Here is a 16,298-nt window from a genome sequence, read left to right as displayed (position 1 = left end):
ATCGCCGCCTCCTCGCCAACGGCAAAAAACCCATCGTCGCCACCCTCGCCGTCATGCGAAAACTCATCGTCATCGCCAACGCCAGGCTCAGAGACGCAGCCATCTTCTGAGTTGATGACGGAGGATTAAAGAACACCCTCCCCCGGATCGGACAGGCCATATGCGATAGCCCTGCCCCGGCAGGGGGAGGATGAAGAGGATCCCTCCTCCCGAATGTCGATCAGCCCTGGGTTTCGGCCCGTCAGTCCGCGAACAGCAGTACCGGCGTTTCGAGCTGCGCCTTCAGCGCCTGGACGTAGCTTGCCGCGTCCCAGCCGTCGACGACGCGGTGGTCGCAGCTGATCGACAGGTTCATCAGCTTGGCGCGGCGGATCTCGTCTCCCCTGCCGGTGAAGACCGGGCGTTCGACGATCTTGTTGGGGCCGATGATCGCGACCTCCGGCCGGTTGATGACCGGCGTGGTGGCGATGCCGCCGAGCGGCCCCAACGAGGTGACGGTGATCGTGCCGTTGCCGAGCTCGTCCGGCTTCAGCTTGTTGGCGCGCGCCGCCTCGGCGAGGCGCGCGATCTCGGCGGCGAGTTGCCACACGTTGCGGTCCTGCGCGTCGCGGATCACCGGCACGGTGAGGCCGGCGTCGGTCTGCGCCGCCATGCCGAGATGGACGCGGCCCGAGCGGGTGACCACGCCGGCCTCGTCATCGTAGCGCGCGTTGAGCATCGGGAATTGCGGCAGGGTGCGGCAGATCGCGACGATCAGCAGCGGCAGCATGGTCAGCTTCGGCCGGTTGCCGCGGTGCGTGTTGAGATCGGCGCGCATGGCTTCGAGCGCGGTGACGTCGATCTCGTCGACATAGGTGAAGTGCGGGATGTGGCGCTTGGCCGCGGCCATGTTCTCGGCGATGCGCCGGCGCATGCCGATGACGCGCACCTGCTCGTCGGGGCGCGCGCGCGAGGCGCCGGGGGATCGATACCCCTGCCCCGCATTGTAGCGGAGGAAAGCGTCGAGGTCGGCGTGGCGGACGCGGTCGGCGTCGGTCTTCACCTGTGCAAGGTCGATGCCGAGGTCGCGGGCGCGGGCGCGGACTGCCGGGGATGCGAGGACGTGCGGGTTGGGCGCCTTATCCCCCGTTGGCCCTGAGCTTGTCGAAGGGCCGCTCGCCGCCGGCGTGACGCTTGTGGCCCGTGCTTCGACAGGCTCAGCACGAGCGGGGGTTGGGGTGTCGTTCGGCCGTGCGGGGGTGCTGCCGTTTTCAGGCCCTCCCCCGGCCCCTCCCGCAAGCGGGAGGGGAGAAGAAGCCGCTTCCTCCACGCCGGGGTTTTCCGCTTCGTATTGCGCGGCGACTTCGTCCTGCTCGGGGGACGGCGGGGCTGCCACCACCTCGCCACCCATGTCGCCGGCACCGGCGTCCTCCGTCTCGATCACCACCAGGGCCGATCCGATCGCGACCTGATCGCCGACTTCGCCGGCCAGTTCGACCACGGTGCCGGAGACGGGCGATTCCATCTCGACGGTCGCCTTGTCGGTCATCATGTCGGCGATGTTCTGGTCTTCCTCGACGCGGTCGCCGAGCTTGACGTGCCAGGCGACGATCTCGGCCTCGGCGATGCCTTCGCCGATGTCGGGCAGGCGGAAGGTGAAGCGGCTCATCTTACGCGTCCTTCATGATCTTCTTGAGGGCCTGGCCGATGCGGACCGGACCCGGGAAATATGCCCATTCGAGGCTGTGCGGATAGGGCGTGTCGAAGCCGGTGACGCGCTCGATCGGCGCTTCGAGGTGGTAGAAGCAGCGTTCCTGCACCAGCGCCGAGAGTTCGGCGCCGAAGCCGCCGGTGCGCGTCGCCTCGTGCACGATCACGCAGCGGCCGGTCTTCTTCACCGATGCCTCGATCGTCTCGATATCGAGGGGGACGAGCGTGCGCAGGTCGATGATCTCCGCATCGACGCCCTCGTCCTGGGCGACGCGGGTGCAGACGTGGACCATCGTGCCGTAGGCGAGGATCGTCAGCGCCTCGCCCTCGCGCACCACCGCCGCCTTGCCGAGGGGGACCTTGTAATAGCCGGTCGGCACCTCGCCGCCGGGATGCTTGGACCAGTTCTCGGCCGGCTTGTCCCAATGGCCGTTGAAGGGGCCGTTGTAGATGCGCTTGGGTTCGAAGAAGAGGACGGGATCATTGTCCTCGATCGCGGCGATCAGCAGGCCCTTGGCGTCATAGGGCGTCGCCGGGATCACCGTCTTGATGCCGGAGACGTGGGTGAAGATGCCTTCGGGCGACTGGCTGTGCGTCTGCCCGCCGAAGATGCCGCCGCCGAACGGCGAGCGCACGGTGATCGGCGAGATGAACTCGCCCGCCGACCGGTAGCGCAGCCGCGCCGCCTCGCTGACCAGCTGGTCGAGCGCGGGGTAGATATAGTCGGCGAACTGGATCTCGGGGACGGGCCGGAGGCCATAGGCGCCCATGCCGATCGCGACGCCGATGATGCCGGTTTCGGTGATCGGCGTGTCGAAGACGCGGGTCTTGCCGTATTTGCTCTGCAGGCCCGCGGTGGCGCGGAAGACGCCGCCGAAATAGCCGACGTCCTCGCCCATCACCAGCACGTCCGGATCGCGGGCCATGCAGATGTCGAGCGCCGAATTGATCGCCTGGATCATGTTCATGCGGGTGGTGGGTTCAGTCATCGGTATGTCTTCCAAATCCTCCCCGCTCGCGGGGAGGGGGACCGGCCGCAGGCTGGTGGAGGGGGCTCTCCACCAGTCGAGACACGCGTGGAGAGCCCCCTCCACCACCGGCTGCGCCGGCGGTCCCCCTCCCCGTGCCGGGGAGGATCTGCATCACTTCCTCGCCCACGGCCGTCCGCTCGCTTCTTCCTCGGCGATCATCTGCGCCTGTTGCTCGCGCAGGTGCCAGGGCATTTCCTCGAACACGCCGTCGAACAGCGAATCGAGCGGCTGGTGCAGGCCGTGGCCGAGGATGCCGTTCTTTTCGGCCTCCTTCTGCTGGCCGCGCACATATTCGGCGAGTTCCTTGTCCTGCGCGGCGTGGCGCTCCTCGTCCCATTCGTTCAAGCCGATGAGGTGCTGCTTGAGCCGGGCGACGGGATCGCCCAGCGGCCAAGCGGTCGGTTCGCCTGCGCTGCGGTATTGCGAGGGATCGTCCGAGGTGGAGTGGCCTTCGGCGCGGTAGGTGAAATGTTCGATCAGCGTCGGGCCGGCGTTGGTTCGGGCGCGTTCGGCGGCCCAGAGCGTCGCGGCATAGACGGCGAGCGCGTCATTGCCGTCGACGCGCAGGCCGGCGATGCCATAGCCGATCGCGCGCGCGGCGAAGGTGGTCGCCTCCGCACCGGCGAACCCCGAGAAGCTGCTGATCGCCCATTGGTTGTTGACGACGTTGAAGATCACCGGCGCGCGATAGACGCTGGCGAAGGTGCAGGCGGAGTGGAAGTCGCCCTCCGCGGTCGATCCCTCGCCGCACCACACCGCGGCGATGCGCGTGTCGCCCTTCGCCGCCGAGGCCATCGCCCAGCCGACCGCCTGCGGATATTGCGTGGTGAGATTGCCCGAGATCGAGAAGAAGCCGTGATCGCGCGCCGAATACATGATCGGCAGCTGCTTGCCCTGAAGCTTGTCGCCGCTGTTCGAGTAGATCTGGTTCATCATCTCGACCAGCGGATAGCCGCGCGCGATGAGCAGCCCCTGCTGGCGATAGGAGGGGAAGCACATGTCCTCGAAATCGAGCGCCTGCGCGGCGGCGACCGACACCGCCTCCTCGCCCGTCGCCTTCATGTAGAAGCTGGTCTTGCCCTGCCGCTGGGCGCGGAACATGCGTTCGTCGAAGGCCCGCAGCAGCGCCATGTTGCGCAGCATGCGGCGCAGCATGTCGGGCGACAGCTTCGGGTCCCACGGGCCGACGGCGCGCCCCTCCTCGTCGAGGACGCGGACCATGGTATAGGCGAGGTCGGTGAAATCATGCGCAGACTGCGCGGTGTCCGGACGCCGCGCGGAGCCGGCCGGCGGCACGTCGACACCGACGAAATCGACCGCATCGCCGGGCCGGAACTTGGGTTCCGGCACGTGCAGTTGCAGCGGTGGCAGGTTGGCGTGCGGGTGCTCGCTGGCCACATGTCTCTCCTTAGGCGGGCCGCGTCGAGTCGCGGCGGGCGTTGATCGATCCTGTTGCGCTGTTGTAATTAAATTTCAAGCGGGTTTTATTCCTCCCCGGCACGGGGAGGGGGACCGCCCGGCTTAGCCGGGTGGTGGAGGGGCAGCCGCAGGCGAGAGCATTGCTTGGCTGCCCCTCCGTCACCGCTCCGCGGCGCCACCTCCCCGTGCCGGGGAGGATTATTATTCGACCGTCTGTTCGATGACGCCGAAGATCGGGTGGTGGCGGTCGTCTTCCGCCCAGATGCGGACGGTGTCGCCGCTCTTGAGGAACGGCGTGGTCGGCTTGCCGTCGGCGATGGTTTCCACCGTGCGCAGTTCGGCGAGGCAGGAATAGCCGACGCCGCCGGCCGCGATCGTCCGGCCCGGCCCGCCGTCGGCGCCGCGGTTGGAGACGGTGCCGGAGCCGACGATCGTCCCCGCCCCCAGCTTGCGCGTCCTGGCGGCGTGCGCGACGAGCGTGCCGAAGTCGAAGGTCATGTCCTCGCCCGCATCGGCGCGGCCGAAGGGCTGGCCGTTGAGGTCGACGTGGAGCTTGCGGTGGAGCTTGCCGTCCCGCCACCAGTCGCCGAGCGCGTCGGGGGTGACGAACACCGGCGAGAAGGCGCTCGCCGGCTTCGATTGGAAGAAGCCGAAGCCCTTGCCGAGTTCGCCGGGGATGAGGTTGCGCAGGCTGACGTCGTTGGTGAGGCCGACGAGGCGGATGGCGGCCAGCGCCTCGTCGCGGCTGGCGCCCAAGGCCACGTCGCCGGTGACGACCACCACCTCCGCCTCCAGGTCGCAACCCCAGCTTTCGTCGGCGAGCGGGATCGGATCGCGGGGGGCGAGAAAGCCGTCGGAGCCGCCCTGGTACATCAACGGATCGTGCCAGAAGCTGTCCGGCATCTCCGCGCCGCGCGCCTGGCGGACCAGTGCGACGTGGTTCACATAGGCCGAACCATCCGCCCATTGATAGGCGCGCGGCAGTGGCGAGGCGGCGTCGTGTTCGTGGAAACGCTCGCGCGGGATCACCGCATGATCGAGGTCGGTGGCGAGATTGGCGAGGTCGGGCAGCAGCCGGTCCCAATCGTCGAGCGCCGCCTGGAGGGTCGGCACGATATGGCCGGCATCGGCATACCAGGCGAGGTCGGTGGAGACGACGACGAGCTTGCCGTCGCGCCCGTGCTTCAGACTGGCCAGTTTCATCGCGCGCATCCTCCTGTCGTTGGAGGCACTGTGTATCGGCTGGCGCGCGGCCATGCACCCCTCAAAGTATCCACCGATACCATTGCACGCCGTAACTTTTGTTATTCTACGCTTGACGCGTGCGGGCGGCGGCCGCAGCCTGCGGGGAAAAGGAGAGGATGATGACGCTGGACGATGTGGCGGGGCGAAGCGCCTATGACGCGGACCACGAGGCGTTCCGGCAGACGGTGCGCCAGTTCCTGCGCAAGGAGGGCGTGCCGCACGTCGCCGCATGGGAAGCGGACCGGCTGGTGCCGCCGGCGTTCTGGCAGGCGGCGGGTGCGGTGGGCCTGCTCTGCCCGACGGTGCCCGAGGCCTATGGCGGGCTGGGCCTCGACTTCGGCTATAATGCGATCGTCAACGAGGAATTGACCTATAACGGCGTGCCGGCGGGCTTCACGCTGCAATCGGATATCGTCGCCGGCTATCTGGAGCATTACGGATCCGAGGAGCAGAAGCGCCACTGGCTGCCGCGCATGGTGTCGGGCGAGACGATCAGCGCGATCGCGATGACCGAGCCGGGCACGGGCAGCGACTTGCAGTCGATCCGCACGACGGCGCGCCGCGACGGCAACCATTATGTGCTGAACGGGTCCAAGACCTATATCACCAACGGCCAGAACGCCGATCTGGTGCTGGTGGTCGCCAAGACCGATCCCGCCGCGCAGCCGGCGTGGCGCGGCATGTCGATCATCCTGGTCGAGGCCGACCGCGAAGGCTTCCGCCGCGGTCGCAAGCTCGACAAGATCGGGCAGGAGGCGGCGGATACGTCCGAGCTGTTCTTCGACGACGTGCGCGTGCCGATCACCAACTGCCTGGGCGAGGAGGGCAAGGGCTTCGGCTATCTGATGAGCCAGCTGCCGCAGGAGCGCCTGTCGATCGCGATCGGCGCGCAGGCCTCGGCGCAGAAGGCGTTCGACGAGACGGTCGCCTTCACCAAGGATCGCAAGGCGTTCGCCGGCGTGGTGTTCGATTTCCAGAACACCCGCTTCGTGCTGGCGGGGCTGAAGACCAAGTTGCAGGTCGGCTGGGCGCATCTCGACTGGGCGATCCGGCGGCATCTGGCGGGCGCGTTGACCAACGAGGAAGGCGCGGCGGCGAAGCTGTGGCACACCGAGGTGCAATGGGAGGTGCTGGACGCCTGCCTGCAACTGCATGGCGGGGCGGGCTATATGAACGAATATCCGATCGCCCGGGCGTGGCGATCGGCACGGGTGACGCGGATCTACGGCGGGACGAACGAGATCATGAAGGAGGTGATCGGGCGGCGGCTGTAGCCGGCGTCGCCCACGCCATCTTGACTTTTGCCGCAGTGCAGCGCACATGGCGGGGCATCGAGGCGTCATGCAGCGTGAACGGGTTTGCTTGCAGCGAACCCCGGCTCCGCCCCGGTCGTTAGCGCAAGGCTTCCCTATTCACGCGGGGTGTCGGTTTTCCCCCGCCCCTCGCATGTCGGCCGTTCGCCGACGTGCGGGTCAGGCCTGTTCGAAGGTTCTATTCCCATGTCATTCGCTCATCTCGGCCTCGCCGATCCGCTGGTCCGTGCGCTCGAGGCCAAGGGCTATGCCACCCCGACGCCGATCCAGGCGCAGTCGATCCCCATCCTGCTGGAAGGCGGCGACCTGCTCGGCATCGCGCAGACCGGCACCGGCAAGACCGCGGCATTCGTGCTGCCGTCGATCCAGCGCCTGGCCGCGGCGCAGAAGCGCGTCCTGCCGACGCACGTGCGCATGCTGGTGCTCGCCCCGACGCGCGAGCTCGCCAGCCAGATCGCCGACAACGCCCGCGGCTATGGCCAGTTCAGCAAGCTGTCGGTCGCGACCGTGTTCGGCGGCACCAGCATCAACAAGAACCGGCAGGACCTGAGCCGTGGCGTCGACATCCTGGTGGCAACGCCGGGCCGCCTGATCGACCTGGTCGAGCAGGGCATGTGCAACCTGTCGATGATTGAGATCCTGGTGCTCGACGAAGCCGACCAGATGATGGACCTGGGCTTCATCCACGCGCTCAAGAAGATCGTGCGGATGATCCCGCGCAAGCGCCAGACTTTGTTCTTCTCGGCGACGATGCCGACCGCGATCCGTGAGCTGGCCAACCAGTTCCTGCACGAGCCCAAGACGGTGTCGGTCGTGCCGGCCTCGACCACCGCGGAGCGCGTCGACCAGTATGTCACCTTCGTCAACCAGACGGAGAAGCAGGCGCTGCTGACGCTGGTGCTGCGCGATCCGACGATCGACCGTGCGCTGGTCTTCACCCGCACCAAGCATGGTGCCGACCGCGTCGTGAAGCTGCTCGCCGGCAACGGCATCGCGGCGAACGCGATCCACGGCAACAAGAGCCAGGGCCAGCGCGAGCGCGCCTTGGGCGAGTTCAAGGACGGCCGCACCAAGGTGCTGGTCGCGACCGACATCGCCGCGCGCGGCATCGACGTGTCGGGCGTCAGCCATGTCGTCAACTTCGAGCTGCCCAACGTCGCCGAGCAATATGTCCACCGCATCGGCCGGACGGCGCGCGCGGGCAATAGCGGCATCGCCATCGCCTTCTGCGCCGATGACGAGCGGCCGTACCTGAAGGATATCGAGAAGCTGACCCGCCAGAAGGTGACGGTCCGCCCGCTGCCCGACAACTTCACCGCGCAGTCGAACGAGATCAAGGCGGCCCGCGTCAAGGCGATCGGCGCCGATCCCGCTCCGCGCGCCGACCTGCCCCGCCAGCGCCAGCAGCCGCGCCCGCGCGCGACGCATGCGCCGACCGCGACGCGCAACTACGCCAACGCCAGCCGTCGCGGCGGCGGTGGTGGCCACGGCCGTTCCGGCGGTGGTGGCCGTGGCCAGGGCGCCGGCGCCGCGCGCTGAGCCCTTTCCAATCGGGTTCTGAACGGCCCCGCAGGATCATCCTGCGGGGCCGTTTCTTTTGGGTCGCAACCCCGCCCTCCCTTCGCGCATTTCCGTTGGCGAAGGAGAGCAGCCATGGACGTATCGACCACCCCCGTCGCCGAACGGATCGCCCGCGTGCTGGCCGGGCAGCGGATCAGCGCCAATGCGGGCGGCGATGCCGAAAGCGCGGGCGACCGGGTCGATAGCGCCTGGCGCGACTATCTGCCCGATGCGCTGGCGGTGCTGCGCACGTTGCGCGAGCCGGACCGCGCCATGGCCGCCGCCGGCGATCCGGCGGTGTGGGAGCGGATGGTGCTGGCCGCGATCGAGGAATCCAAGCCCGAGCGCGTCGTGCTTTAGGCGCTTGCGCTCCGCCGGACTTTGCGCGACACCGCTCGCATAACAAGAGTTATGGAGAGGCGCGGAATGGCGGAAGCCTATATCGTCGCGGCGGTGCGGACCGCCGGGGGCCGGCGCGGCGGGCGGCTGGCGGGGTGGCACCCTGCCGACATGGCGGCGGCGGTGCTCGACGCGATCGTGGAGCGCAGCGGCATCGATCCCGCCGCGGTCGAGGACGTCATCATGGGCTGCGTCAGCCAGGGCGGCGAGCAGAGCTTCCAGGTCGGGCGTGGCGCGGTGCTCGCCTCGCGCCTGCCGACGAGCGTCCCCGCCGTCACGATCGATCGCCAGTGCGGATCGTCGCAGCAGGCGATCCAGTTCGCCGCGCAGGCGGTGATGAGCGGCACGCAGGACGTGGTGATCGCCGCCGGCGTCGAGAGCATGACGCGGGTGCCGATGGGATCGACCGGTGCGCTGTTCGCCAAGGCCGGGCTCGGCACGGCGAAGAGCCCGCGGCAGGAGGCGCGCTTTCCCGATATCCAGTTCAGCCAGTTCACCGGCGCCGAGATGCTGTCGCGCAAGTACGGGTTCGATCGCGGCGACCTCGATGCCTATGCGCTGGAGAGTCACCGGCGCGCGGCGGCGGCGACGCAGGCGGGGGCGTTCGCCGACGAGATCGTGCCGCTCGAGGTGGAGACGCCCGACGGTCCCGTGCTGCACGTGGTCGACGAGGGCATCCGCCACGACGCGAGCGCGGCAACGATCGGCGCGGTGAAGCTGTTGCAGGAGGGCGGCACGATCACCGCCGCCAACGCCAGCCAGATCTGCGACGGGGCGAGCGCGGTGCTGGTGGTGAGCGAGGCGGCGTTGAAGGCGCACGGACTGACGCCGCTGGCGCGGGTGCATGCGCTGGCGGTGACCGCGGGCGACCCGGTCATCATGCTGGAGGAGCCCTTGTTCGCCACCGACCGGGCGCTGGCGCGCGCGGGGATGCGGATCGCGGATATCGACGTGTACGAGGTGAACGAGGCGTTCGCGCCGGTGCCGCTCGCCTGGCTGCGGCATACCGGCGGCGACCCGGCGCGGCTGAACGTCAACGGCGGCGCGATCGCGCTGGGCCATCCGCTGGGCGCGAGCGGGACGAAGCTGATGGCGACGCTGGTCCATGCGCTGCATGCGCGCGGCGGGCGCTACGGGTTGCAGACGATGTGCGAGGGCGGCGGCATCGCCAACGTGACGATCGTCGAACGCCTGTAAAGTCCTCCCCCGCCGAAGCGAGGGAGGAACGATAGATCAGACGATTAAGGAGGGATCATGCACATCACCGACACCATGGCTGCCGTCGTCACCGGTGGCGCCTCCGGGCTCGGCGCGGCGACGGCGCGGGCGCTGGCCGCCAAGGGCGCGCGGGTCGCGATCTTCGACTTGCAGCGCGACAAGGGCGAAGCGCTCGCCGCAGAGATCGGCGGGCTGTTCTGCGAGGTGGACGTGACGGGCGATGCGAGCGTCGATGCGGGCTTCGCGCGCGCCCGCGCCGCGCACGGGCAGGAGGCGGTGCTGGTCTGCTGCGCGGGCACCGGCAATGCGGTGAAGACGGCGAGCCGCTCGAAGGAAGACGGCGGCATCAAGCATTTCCCGCTGCCCGCGTTCGACCGGCTGGTGCAGATCAACCTCGTCGGCACCTTTCGCTGCGTCGCCAAGTCCGCCGCGGGCATGCTGACGCTGGACCCCGGTGCCGACGGCGAGCGCGGTGCGATCGTGATGACCGCGAGCGTCGCCGCGGAGGACGGGCAGATCGGCCAGGCGGCCTATTCCGCGTCCAAGGGCGGCGTCGTCGGCATGACGCTGCCAATCGCGCGCGACCTGATGGGCGAGGGCATCAGGGTCAACACGATCCTGCCCGGTATCTTCGACACGCCGCTGCTCCAGGGCGCGCCGCAGCCGGTGAAGGATGCGCTGGCGGCGAGCGTGCCGTTCCCCAAGCGGCTGGGCGACCCGGCGGAATATGCGCAGCTGGCGCTGACGCTGATCGAGAACGGCTATTTCAACGGCGAGGACATCCGGCTGGACGGCGGCATCCGGATGGCGCCGCGCTGATCGCAGGCGCGCGGCGGCGCCTGGCTCAATCCGCGAATACCGGCGCTCGCCTAGCCATGTTGGCCGCCACCGCCTCCATCATGTTGGGGCTGCCGATCACCTTCAGCTGCTCCTCCGTCTCGGCGGCCAGCATGGTGCGCGGGTCGGCGTCGTGCGCCATGTTGAGCAGCCGCTTGGCGCCGCGGATCGCATGCGGGTTGCGGGCCGCGATCGTGGCGGCGAGCGCCAGCGCCTCGCCGAGCGGATCGTCGGAAAGGCGCGTGACGAAGCCGTGGTGCAGTGCCTCCGCCGCCTCGAATTCGCGCGCGGTGTAGACGAGCTCGCGCAGCACGTCGTCGCGCACCAGCCCGCGCCAGATCGGAAAGCCCGCCATGTCGGGAACGATCCCCCAATGCATTTCGCGGATGGCGAAGCGGGTGTCGGGCGCGGCGATGCGGATGTCCGCCCCCGACATGATCTGGAGGCCGCCGCCGAAGGCGACGCCGTGCACCGCGGCGATCACCGGCATCGGCAGCTGCCGCCAGCCCCAGGTGACATGCTGGGGCAGGATGCTGCCTTGGTCGTTGCGCTCGGTCGACATGCCCGATCCGCCGCGCGCCATGCTCGCCATGTCGAGCCCGGCGCAAAAGCCCCTGCCCTCGCCCGACAGCACCACGCAGCGCACGTCGGTGCGGCCGGCCAGCGCGTCGATGGCGGCGCCGATCGCTGCGAACATCGCCGGGTCGATCGCGTTCATCTTGTCCGCGCGGGCGAGGCGGACGTCGGCGACGCCGTTCGTGACGGTGAGGGTGACGCGATCCATGGCTCTCTCCTTTGGTGCGCCCACGCTAACCGCACCGCCCGCGTTGCGCCATCGGCGATGGCGTGTAGAGACGCGCGACATGAGCGGTTTCAACATCGACGCATTCATGGCGCATCGGTTCGGCGGCCATGGCGGCACGCTGGGCATCGTCTACCACGACAAGGGAGACGGCTGGGTGGAACTCGGCCTGCCTTATTCCGACGCGCTGGTCGGCGACCCCGCCAGCGGCGTCATCGCCTCCGGCCCGATCATCGCGCTGATGGACATGGCGACCAGCGTCGCGGTGTGGATGAAGCGCGACAGGTTCGCGCCACAGGCGACGCTGGACCTGCGCGTCGACTATCTGCGGCCCGCCGTGCCGGGGCGCACCGTGATCGGGCGCGGCGAATGCCTGAAGCTGACCCGCTCGATCGCCTTCGTCCGCGGCATCGCCTATGATGCGACGCCGGACGATCCGCTGGCGCATGTCGCCGGCACCTTCATGCTGATGGACCAGATGGCATGAGCCGGATGTGTACCCTGCCGCCCTATGCCGAAGTGCTGGGCGTGACGCTGGAACCGCGCGAGGGCGAGGCGCCGCTGCTGGTGATGCCGTTCCGCGACGACGTGCTGGGGCGTCCCGGCTTCCTGCACGGCGGTGCGATCTCCGGCCTGCTGGAGGTGGCGGCGATCGTCTCGCTGCAACATGCGCTGGCCGAGGACGGCGGCGGGCGGATCAAGCCGGTCAACGTGACGGTCGACTTCATGCGCGGCGGCCGCGACAAGCCGACGCGGGCGGAGGGAATCGTGACGCGGCTGGGCAATCGCGTCGCCAATGTCGAGGCGATCGCCTGGCAGGACGACCGGGACAAGCCAATCGCGCATGCGCGGATGAACTATCTGGTGGCGCGGGACTGAGCGGACCACTCCCCGTCATTGCGAGCACAGCGAAGCAATCCAGGGCGTCCTGGCTTGGCTCTGGATTGCTTCGCTCCGCTCGCAATGACGAAATAGACGATCAACGCGGGGTCAGGCGGATGAGGCGGCCTTGGGACTTGCCGCCGTCCTCGATCACCCAGATCGCGCCGTCCGGTCCCTGCGCGACGTCGCGGATGCGGGCGCCCATCGGCCATTGGTCGCCCTTGCGCGCGGTCTGTCCGTCGAGGTCGACGCGGACCAAAGATTGCGACGACAGTCCGCCGATGAAGGCATCGCCCTTCCACTGCGGGAACAGGTTGCCCGAATAGATCATCAGGCCGCCGGGCGAGATCACCGGGTTCCACCATACCTTGGGCGGTTCGTAGCCGTCGCCCGGCGCGTGATCGGGTATGTCGCGGCCGTCGTAGTGGCTGCCGTTCGAAACGTTGGGCCAGCCGTAGTTGCGGCCGGGCATGATGAGGTTCAGCTCGTCGCCGCCCTTCGGCCCCATCTCCTGTTCCCACAAACGCCCCTGCGCGTCGAAGGCGATCCCCAGCAGGTTGCGGTGGCCGTAGCTCCAGATTTCGGGTGCGAAGCCCTTGGCGACCAGCGGATTGCCCGGCGCGGGCTTGCCATCGAGGGTCAGGCGCAGCACCTTGCCGAGCGTCGCCTGCGGATCCTGCGCGGGCGTGAACTTCTGCCGTTCGCCATTGGTGAAGAACAGCGACTGGCCATCGGGCGCGAAGGCGATGCGGCCCGAATAATGGCCATCGCCCGAGACGAAGGGGCGTGCGGTGAACAGCGTCTCGATCTCGCCGAGCCGTTCGCCGGCGCCCTCGCCACGCAGCCGCCCGCGCGCGAGCACGACGCCCTTGCCGCCCTGCCCGGCGGTGGAATAGCTGAAGTAGATGCGCTTGCTGGTCGCGAAGTCGGGAGCAGGCACGACGTCCATCAGCCCGCCCTGCCCCGCCGAATCGACGGTGATGTTGGCGATGGTCTGGCGCCGCTTGCCGTCGGCGGACAGCAGGATCATCTGCCCCGCCTTTTCCGTCACTACGATGCGATCGTCGGGCAGGAAGGCGAACGCCCAGGGCGACACGAAGTCGGCGACCACCGTCTCGCGGAACGGCTTGGCCGACGGCGGCGTCTCGCCCGCCTGCGGCGCGCCCTCCCCGGTGGCGGGGGCATTGCCCGAACAGGCGATCAGGGCCACGGGCAAGGCGGCCAACAGACTGAAGCGCATCGATATCTCCCTGTGGTTTTCCGGCGAACGCATGAGCCGGCGCGATGGATGCTTGTTTCCCGCCATGGGCACGCGTATATGACGCCTGCCTTCTCTTACATCGTCAGGTGAAAGAGGCTGCGGGGGACCCCCTTCGCGGCGGCGAACACGCATATCTGTTCTGGAGCCCCGATGGCGGACATCGCCCTTCTCACTGCACTGATCGAACCCGAAGCCCGCGCGCTGGGTTTCGACCTGGTGCGCGTGAAGATGTTCGGCGGCAAGTCCGACCCCACGCTCCAGGTGATGGCCGAGCGGCCCGACACGGGGCAGCTGACGATCGACGATTGCGCCGACCTGTCGCGCCGCATTTCGGACGCGCTCGATGCGCTGGAGGCCGAGGGGCGCGATCCGATTCCGGATGCGTACCGGCTGGAAGTCTCGTCGCCGGGCATCGACCGCCCGCTCACCCGGGCGCAGGATTATGCGAACTGGGCCGGGCACGAGGCGAAGATCACGCTCGCCGAAAAGGTCGACAACCGCAAGATCCTGACCGGCGACCTCGTCGGCATCGAAGGCGAGGACGTGACGATCGACGTGCGCGGCCACGCCCGCATGACGGTGTCGCTGGCGCAGATCCACGATGCCAAGCTGACGATCACCGACCGGCTGCTCGCCGCCACCGCGCCGCTGTCTTCGGAAGGCGCGGACGAATTCGAAGACGACCCAGATACCGATACCGACAACGACGCACCTAGCGAAGGACAGAAGTAAGATGGCCACCGTCGCCACCGCCAACCGCGCGGAACTGATCGCGATCGCCAATTCGGTCGCGTCCGAGAAGATGATCGACAAGAGCATCGTCATCGAGGCTCTGGAAGAGGCGATCCAGCGCGCGGCCAAGACCCGCTACGGCATCGAGAACGACATTCGTGCAAAGCTCGACCCGCAGACCGGCGACCTGCGCCTGTGGCGCGTCGTCGAGGTGGTCGAGGCGGTCGACGATTATTTCAAGCAGGTCGACGTCAATCAGGCTCAGAAGCTGCAAAAGGGTGCGGTGGTCGGCGACTATATCGTCGACCCCCTGCCCCCGATCGAATTCGGCCGCATCCAGGCGCAGGCATCGAAGCAGATCATCTTCCAGAAGGTGCGCGATGCCGAGCGCGAGCGGCAGTATGAAGAGTTCAAGGACCGCCAGGGCGAGATCATCACCGGCGTCGTGAAGCGCGTCGAATTCGGCCATATCGTCGTCGACCTGGGCCGCGCCGAGGGCGTCATCCGCCGCGACGCGCAGATCCCGCGCGAGGTGGTGCGCGTCAACGACCGCATCCGGTCGCTGATCCTCAACGTCCGCCGCGAGAACCGCGGGCCGCAGATCTTCCTCAGCCGCGCGCATCCCGACTTCATGAAGAAGCTGTTCGCGCAGGAAGTGCCGGAGATCTACGACGGCATCATCACCATCCAGGCCGCCGCGCGCGATCCGGGCAGCCGCGCGAAGATCGGCGTCATCAGCCGCGATTCGTCGATCGACCCGGTCGGCGCCTGCGTCGGCATGAAGGGCAGCCGCGTGCAGGCGGTCGTGCAGGAGATGCAGGGCGAGAAGATCGACATCATCCCTTGGTCGCCCGACACCGCGACCTTCGTCGTCAACGCATTGCAGCCCGCCAGCGTCAGCCGCGTCGTGATCGACGAGGAAGAGGACCGGATCGAGGTGGTGGTGCCCGACGACCAGCTCAGCCTCGCGATCGGCCGCCGCGGCCAGAACGTGCGGCTCGCCAGCCAGCTGACCGGCAAGGCGATCGACATCCTGACCGAGGCCGACGCATCCGAAAAGCGCCAGAAGGAGTTCGTGCAGAATTCCGAGATGTTCCAGAACGAGCTGGACGTCGACGAGACGCTGGCGCAGCTGCTGGTCGCCGAAGGCTTCGGCGCGCTGGAAGAGGTCGCCTATGTCGAGATCGACGAGCTCGCCAGCATCGAGGGCTTCGACGAGGACCTGGCGCAGGAGCTGCAGAGCCGTGCGCAGGAAGCGCTCGATCGTCGCGAGGCCGCGGCACGCGACGAGCGTCGCGGGCTGGGCGTCGAGGATGCGCTGGCCGATATCCCGTACCTGACCGAGGCGATGCTGGTCACGCTGGGCAAGGCGGGGATCAAGACGCTCGACGATCTCGCCGACCTCGCCACCGACGAACTGGTCGAAAAGAAGCGCGCTGAGCCGCGCCGCCGCAACGAGGACGCGCCCAAGCGCCCCGAACCGAAGGGCGGCATCCTGAGCGAGTACGGCCTGTCCGACGAGCAGGGCAACGAGATCATCATGGCCGCGCGCCAGCATTGGTTCGCCGATGAAGAGCCGGCGGCGGACGCCGATACGGCGGGGTCCGAGGCGGGGGGCGAGGACGCCTGATGCCGTTCGTCTCGATCCGATTGGCCGGCTCCGCGAGCCGGGAGCAGAAGGCGGGGGTCGTCGCGGACGTGACGGCCTCGCTGGTCGCGCGCCTCGGCAAGAACCCCGCAGCGGTGCAGATCGTGATCGAGGAAGTGTCGACGGAGAATTATGCGGCCGGCGGGCAGTTGCTCGCCGACCGCGATGCGCCCCAAGTGAGGGAGGACGCTGATGCGGTTCCCTCGCAATGAGACGCTGAGGTTTCAGCACCGTAGCGACAGGCATAGCGACTCGCGGGCGA

General features: G+C 68.4%; 16 protein-coding genes. 10 read left to right on the top strand and 6 right to left on the bottom strand.

The window, feature by feature from the left end:
- Positions 1-241: 241 nt before the first annotated feature.
- The 4 genes from ACTZQ5_RS10715 to ACTZQ5_RS10700 all read right to left on the bottom strand — a co-directional run bounded on the left by ACTZQ5_RS10715 (position 242) and on the right by ACTZQ5_RS10700 (position 5,342).
- Positions 242-1,648: a dihydrolipoamide acetyltransferase family protein gene (locus ACTZQ5_RS10715; RefSeq protein ID WP_443585171.1), complete on the bottom strand. Its 1,407-nt coding sequence runs from the start codon at positions 1,646-1,648 to the stop codon at positions 242-244.
- 1 nt (position 1,649) lies between these two features.
- Positions 1,650-2,657, bottom strand: a complete 1,008-nt coding sequence (locus ACTZQ5_RS10710) for an alpha-ketoacid dehydrogenase subunit beta (protein WP_443585181.1) — start codon at positions 2,655-2,657, stop codon at positions 1,650-1,652.
- A gap of 174 nt (positions 2,658-2,831) precedes the next feature.
- A complete protein-coding gene (locus ACTZQ5_RS10705; protein ID WP_443585170.1) occupies positions 2,832-4,118 on the bottom strand; it encodes a thiamine pyrophosphate-dependent enzyme in 1,287 nt (428 codons plus the stop codon).
- Between the two features lie 222 nt (positions 4,119-4,340).
- A complete protein-coding gene (locus ACTZQ5_RS10700) occupies positions 4,341-5,342 on the bottom strand; it encodes a fumarylacetoacetate hydrolase family protein (protein ID WP_443585169.1) in 1,002 nt (333 codons plus the stop codon).
- 161 nt (positions 5,343-5,503) lie between these two features.
- Between ACTZQ5_RS10700 and ACTZQ5_RS10695 the strand changes: the two genes are divergently transcribed.
- From ACTZQ5_RS10695 to ACTZQ5_RS10675, 5 genes are all read left to right on the top strand, one after another.
- Positions 5,504-6,658, top strand: coding sequence for an acyl-CoA dehydrogenase family protein (locus ACTZQ5_RS10695; protein ID WP_443585168.1), 1,155 nt, complete (start codon positions 5,504-5,506; stop codon positions 6,656-6,658).
- Between the two features lie 225 nt (positions 6,659-6,883).
- Positions 6,884-8,236, top strand: coding sequence for a DEAD/DEAH box helicase (locus ACTZQ5_RS10690; protein WP_443585167.1), 1,353 nt, complete (start codon positions 6,884-6,886; stop codon positions 8,234-8,236).
- Between the two features lie 114 nt (positions 8,237-8,350).
- Complete coding sequence (locus ACTZQ5_RS10685) at positions 8,351-8,617, top strand: hypothetical protein (protein WP_443585166.1); 267 nt, start codon at positions 8,351-8,353, stop codon at positions 8,615-8,617.
- 66 nt (positions 8,618-8,683) lie between these two features.
- Positions 8,684-9,853 (top strand): acetyl-CoA C-acetyltransferase, encoded by a 1,170-nt coding sequence (locus ACTZQ5_RS10680; RefSeq protein ID WP_443585165.1) that lies wholly within the window; start codon positions 8,684-8,686, stop codon positions 9,851-9,853.
- 57 nt (positions 9,854-9,910) lie between these two features.
- Positions 9,911-10,693: an SDR family oxidoreductase gene (locus ACTZQ5_RS10675; RefSeq protein ID WP_443585164.1), complete on the top strand. Its 783-nt coding sequence runs from the start codon at positions 9,911-9,913 to the stop codon at positions 10,691-10,693.
- A 25-nt stretch (positions 10,694-10,718) separates the two neighbouring features.
- Here ACTZQ5_RS10675 and ACTZQ5_RS10670 read toward each other — a convergent pair whose 3' ends face one another.
- A complete protein-coding gene (locus tag ACTZQ5_RS10670; protein ID WP_443585163.1) occupies positions 10,719-11,495 on the bottom strand; it encodes a crotonase/enoyl-CoA hydratase family protein in 777 nt (258 codons plus the stop codon).
- Between the two features lie 79 nt (positions 11,496-11,574).
- Here ACTZQ5_RS10670 and ACTZQ5_RS10665 point away from each other — a divergent pair, with 79 nt between their 5' ends.
- The gene (locus tag ACTZQ5_RS10665; RefSeq protein ID WP_443585162.1) at positions 11,575-12,000 is read left to right on the top strand and encodes a PaaI family thioesterase; all 426 of its coding nucleotides are present in this window, start codon (positions 11,575-11,577) and stop codon (positions 11,998-12,000) included.
- Complete coding sequence (locus ACTZQ5_RS10660) at positions 11,997-12,392, top strand: PaaI family thioesterase (RefSeq protein WP_443585161.1); 396 nt, start codon at positions 11,997-11,999, stop codon at positions 12,390-12,392. Before ACTZQ5_RS10665 ends, ACTZQ5_RS10660 begins: the two co-directional genes overlap by 4 nt.
- Positions 12,393-12,492: 100 nt before the next feature.
- Here ACTZQ5_RS10660 and ACTZQ5_RS10655 read toward each other — a convergent pair whose 3' ends face one another.
- Positions 12,493-13,635: a PQQ-dependent sugar dehydrogenase gene (locus tag ACTZQ5_RS10655; protein WP_443585160.1), complete on the bottom strand. Its 1,143-nt coding sequence runs from the start codon at positions 13,633-13,635 to the stop codon at positions 12,493-12,495.
- A 171-nt stretch (positions 13,636-13,806) separates the two neighbouring features.
- Between ACTZQ5_RS10655 and rimP the strand changes: the two genes are divergently transcribed.
- The 3 genes from rimP to ACTZQ5_RS10640 are packed head-to-tail and all read left to right on the top strand — an operon-like array spanning position 13,807 to position 16,248.
- Complete coding sequence (rimP, locus tag ACTZQ5_RS10650; protein WP_443585159.1) at positions 13,807-14,388, top strand: ribosome maturation protein RimP; 582 nt, start codon at positions 13,807-13,809, stop codon at positions 14,386-14,388.
- 1 nt (position 14,389) lies between these two features.
- On the top strand, positions 14,390-16,018 hold the full coding sequence (gene nusA, locus ACTZQ5_RS10645; RefSeq protein ID WP_443585158.1) for a transcription termination factor NusA: 1,629 nt from the start codon (positions 14,390-14,392) through the stop codon (positions 16,016-16,018).
- Positions 16,018-16,248, top strand: a complete 231-nt coding sequence (locus ACTZQ5_RS10640; RefSeq protein ID WP_443585157.1) for a tautomerase family protein — start codon at positions 16,018-16,020, stop codon at positions 16,246-16,248. The genes nusA and ACTZQ5_RS10640 overlap by 1 nt, the downstream gene beginning before the upstream one ends.
- The last annotated feature ends 50 nt before the right edge of the window (positions 16,249-16,298 follow it).

Origin of the sequence: Sphingomonas cellulosilytica (assembly GCF_052321755.1) — a bacterium.
In the GTDB taxonomy this organism is placed as follows: Bacteria; Pseudomonadota; Alphaproteobacteria; order Sphingomonadales; family Sphingomonadaceae; genus Sphingomonas.
Note: the sequence above shows the minus strand (reverse complement) of the source record. Positions and strands in the feature narration are given on the sequence as shown.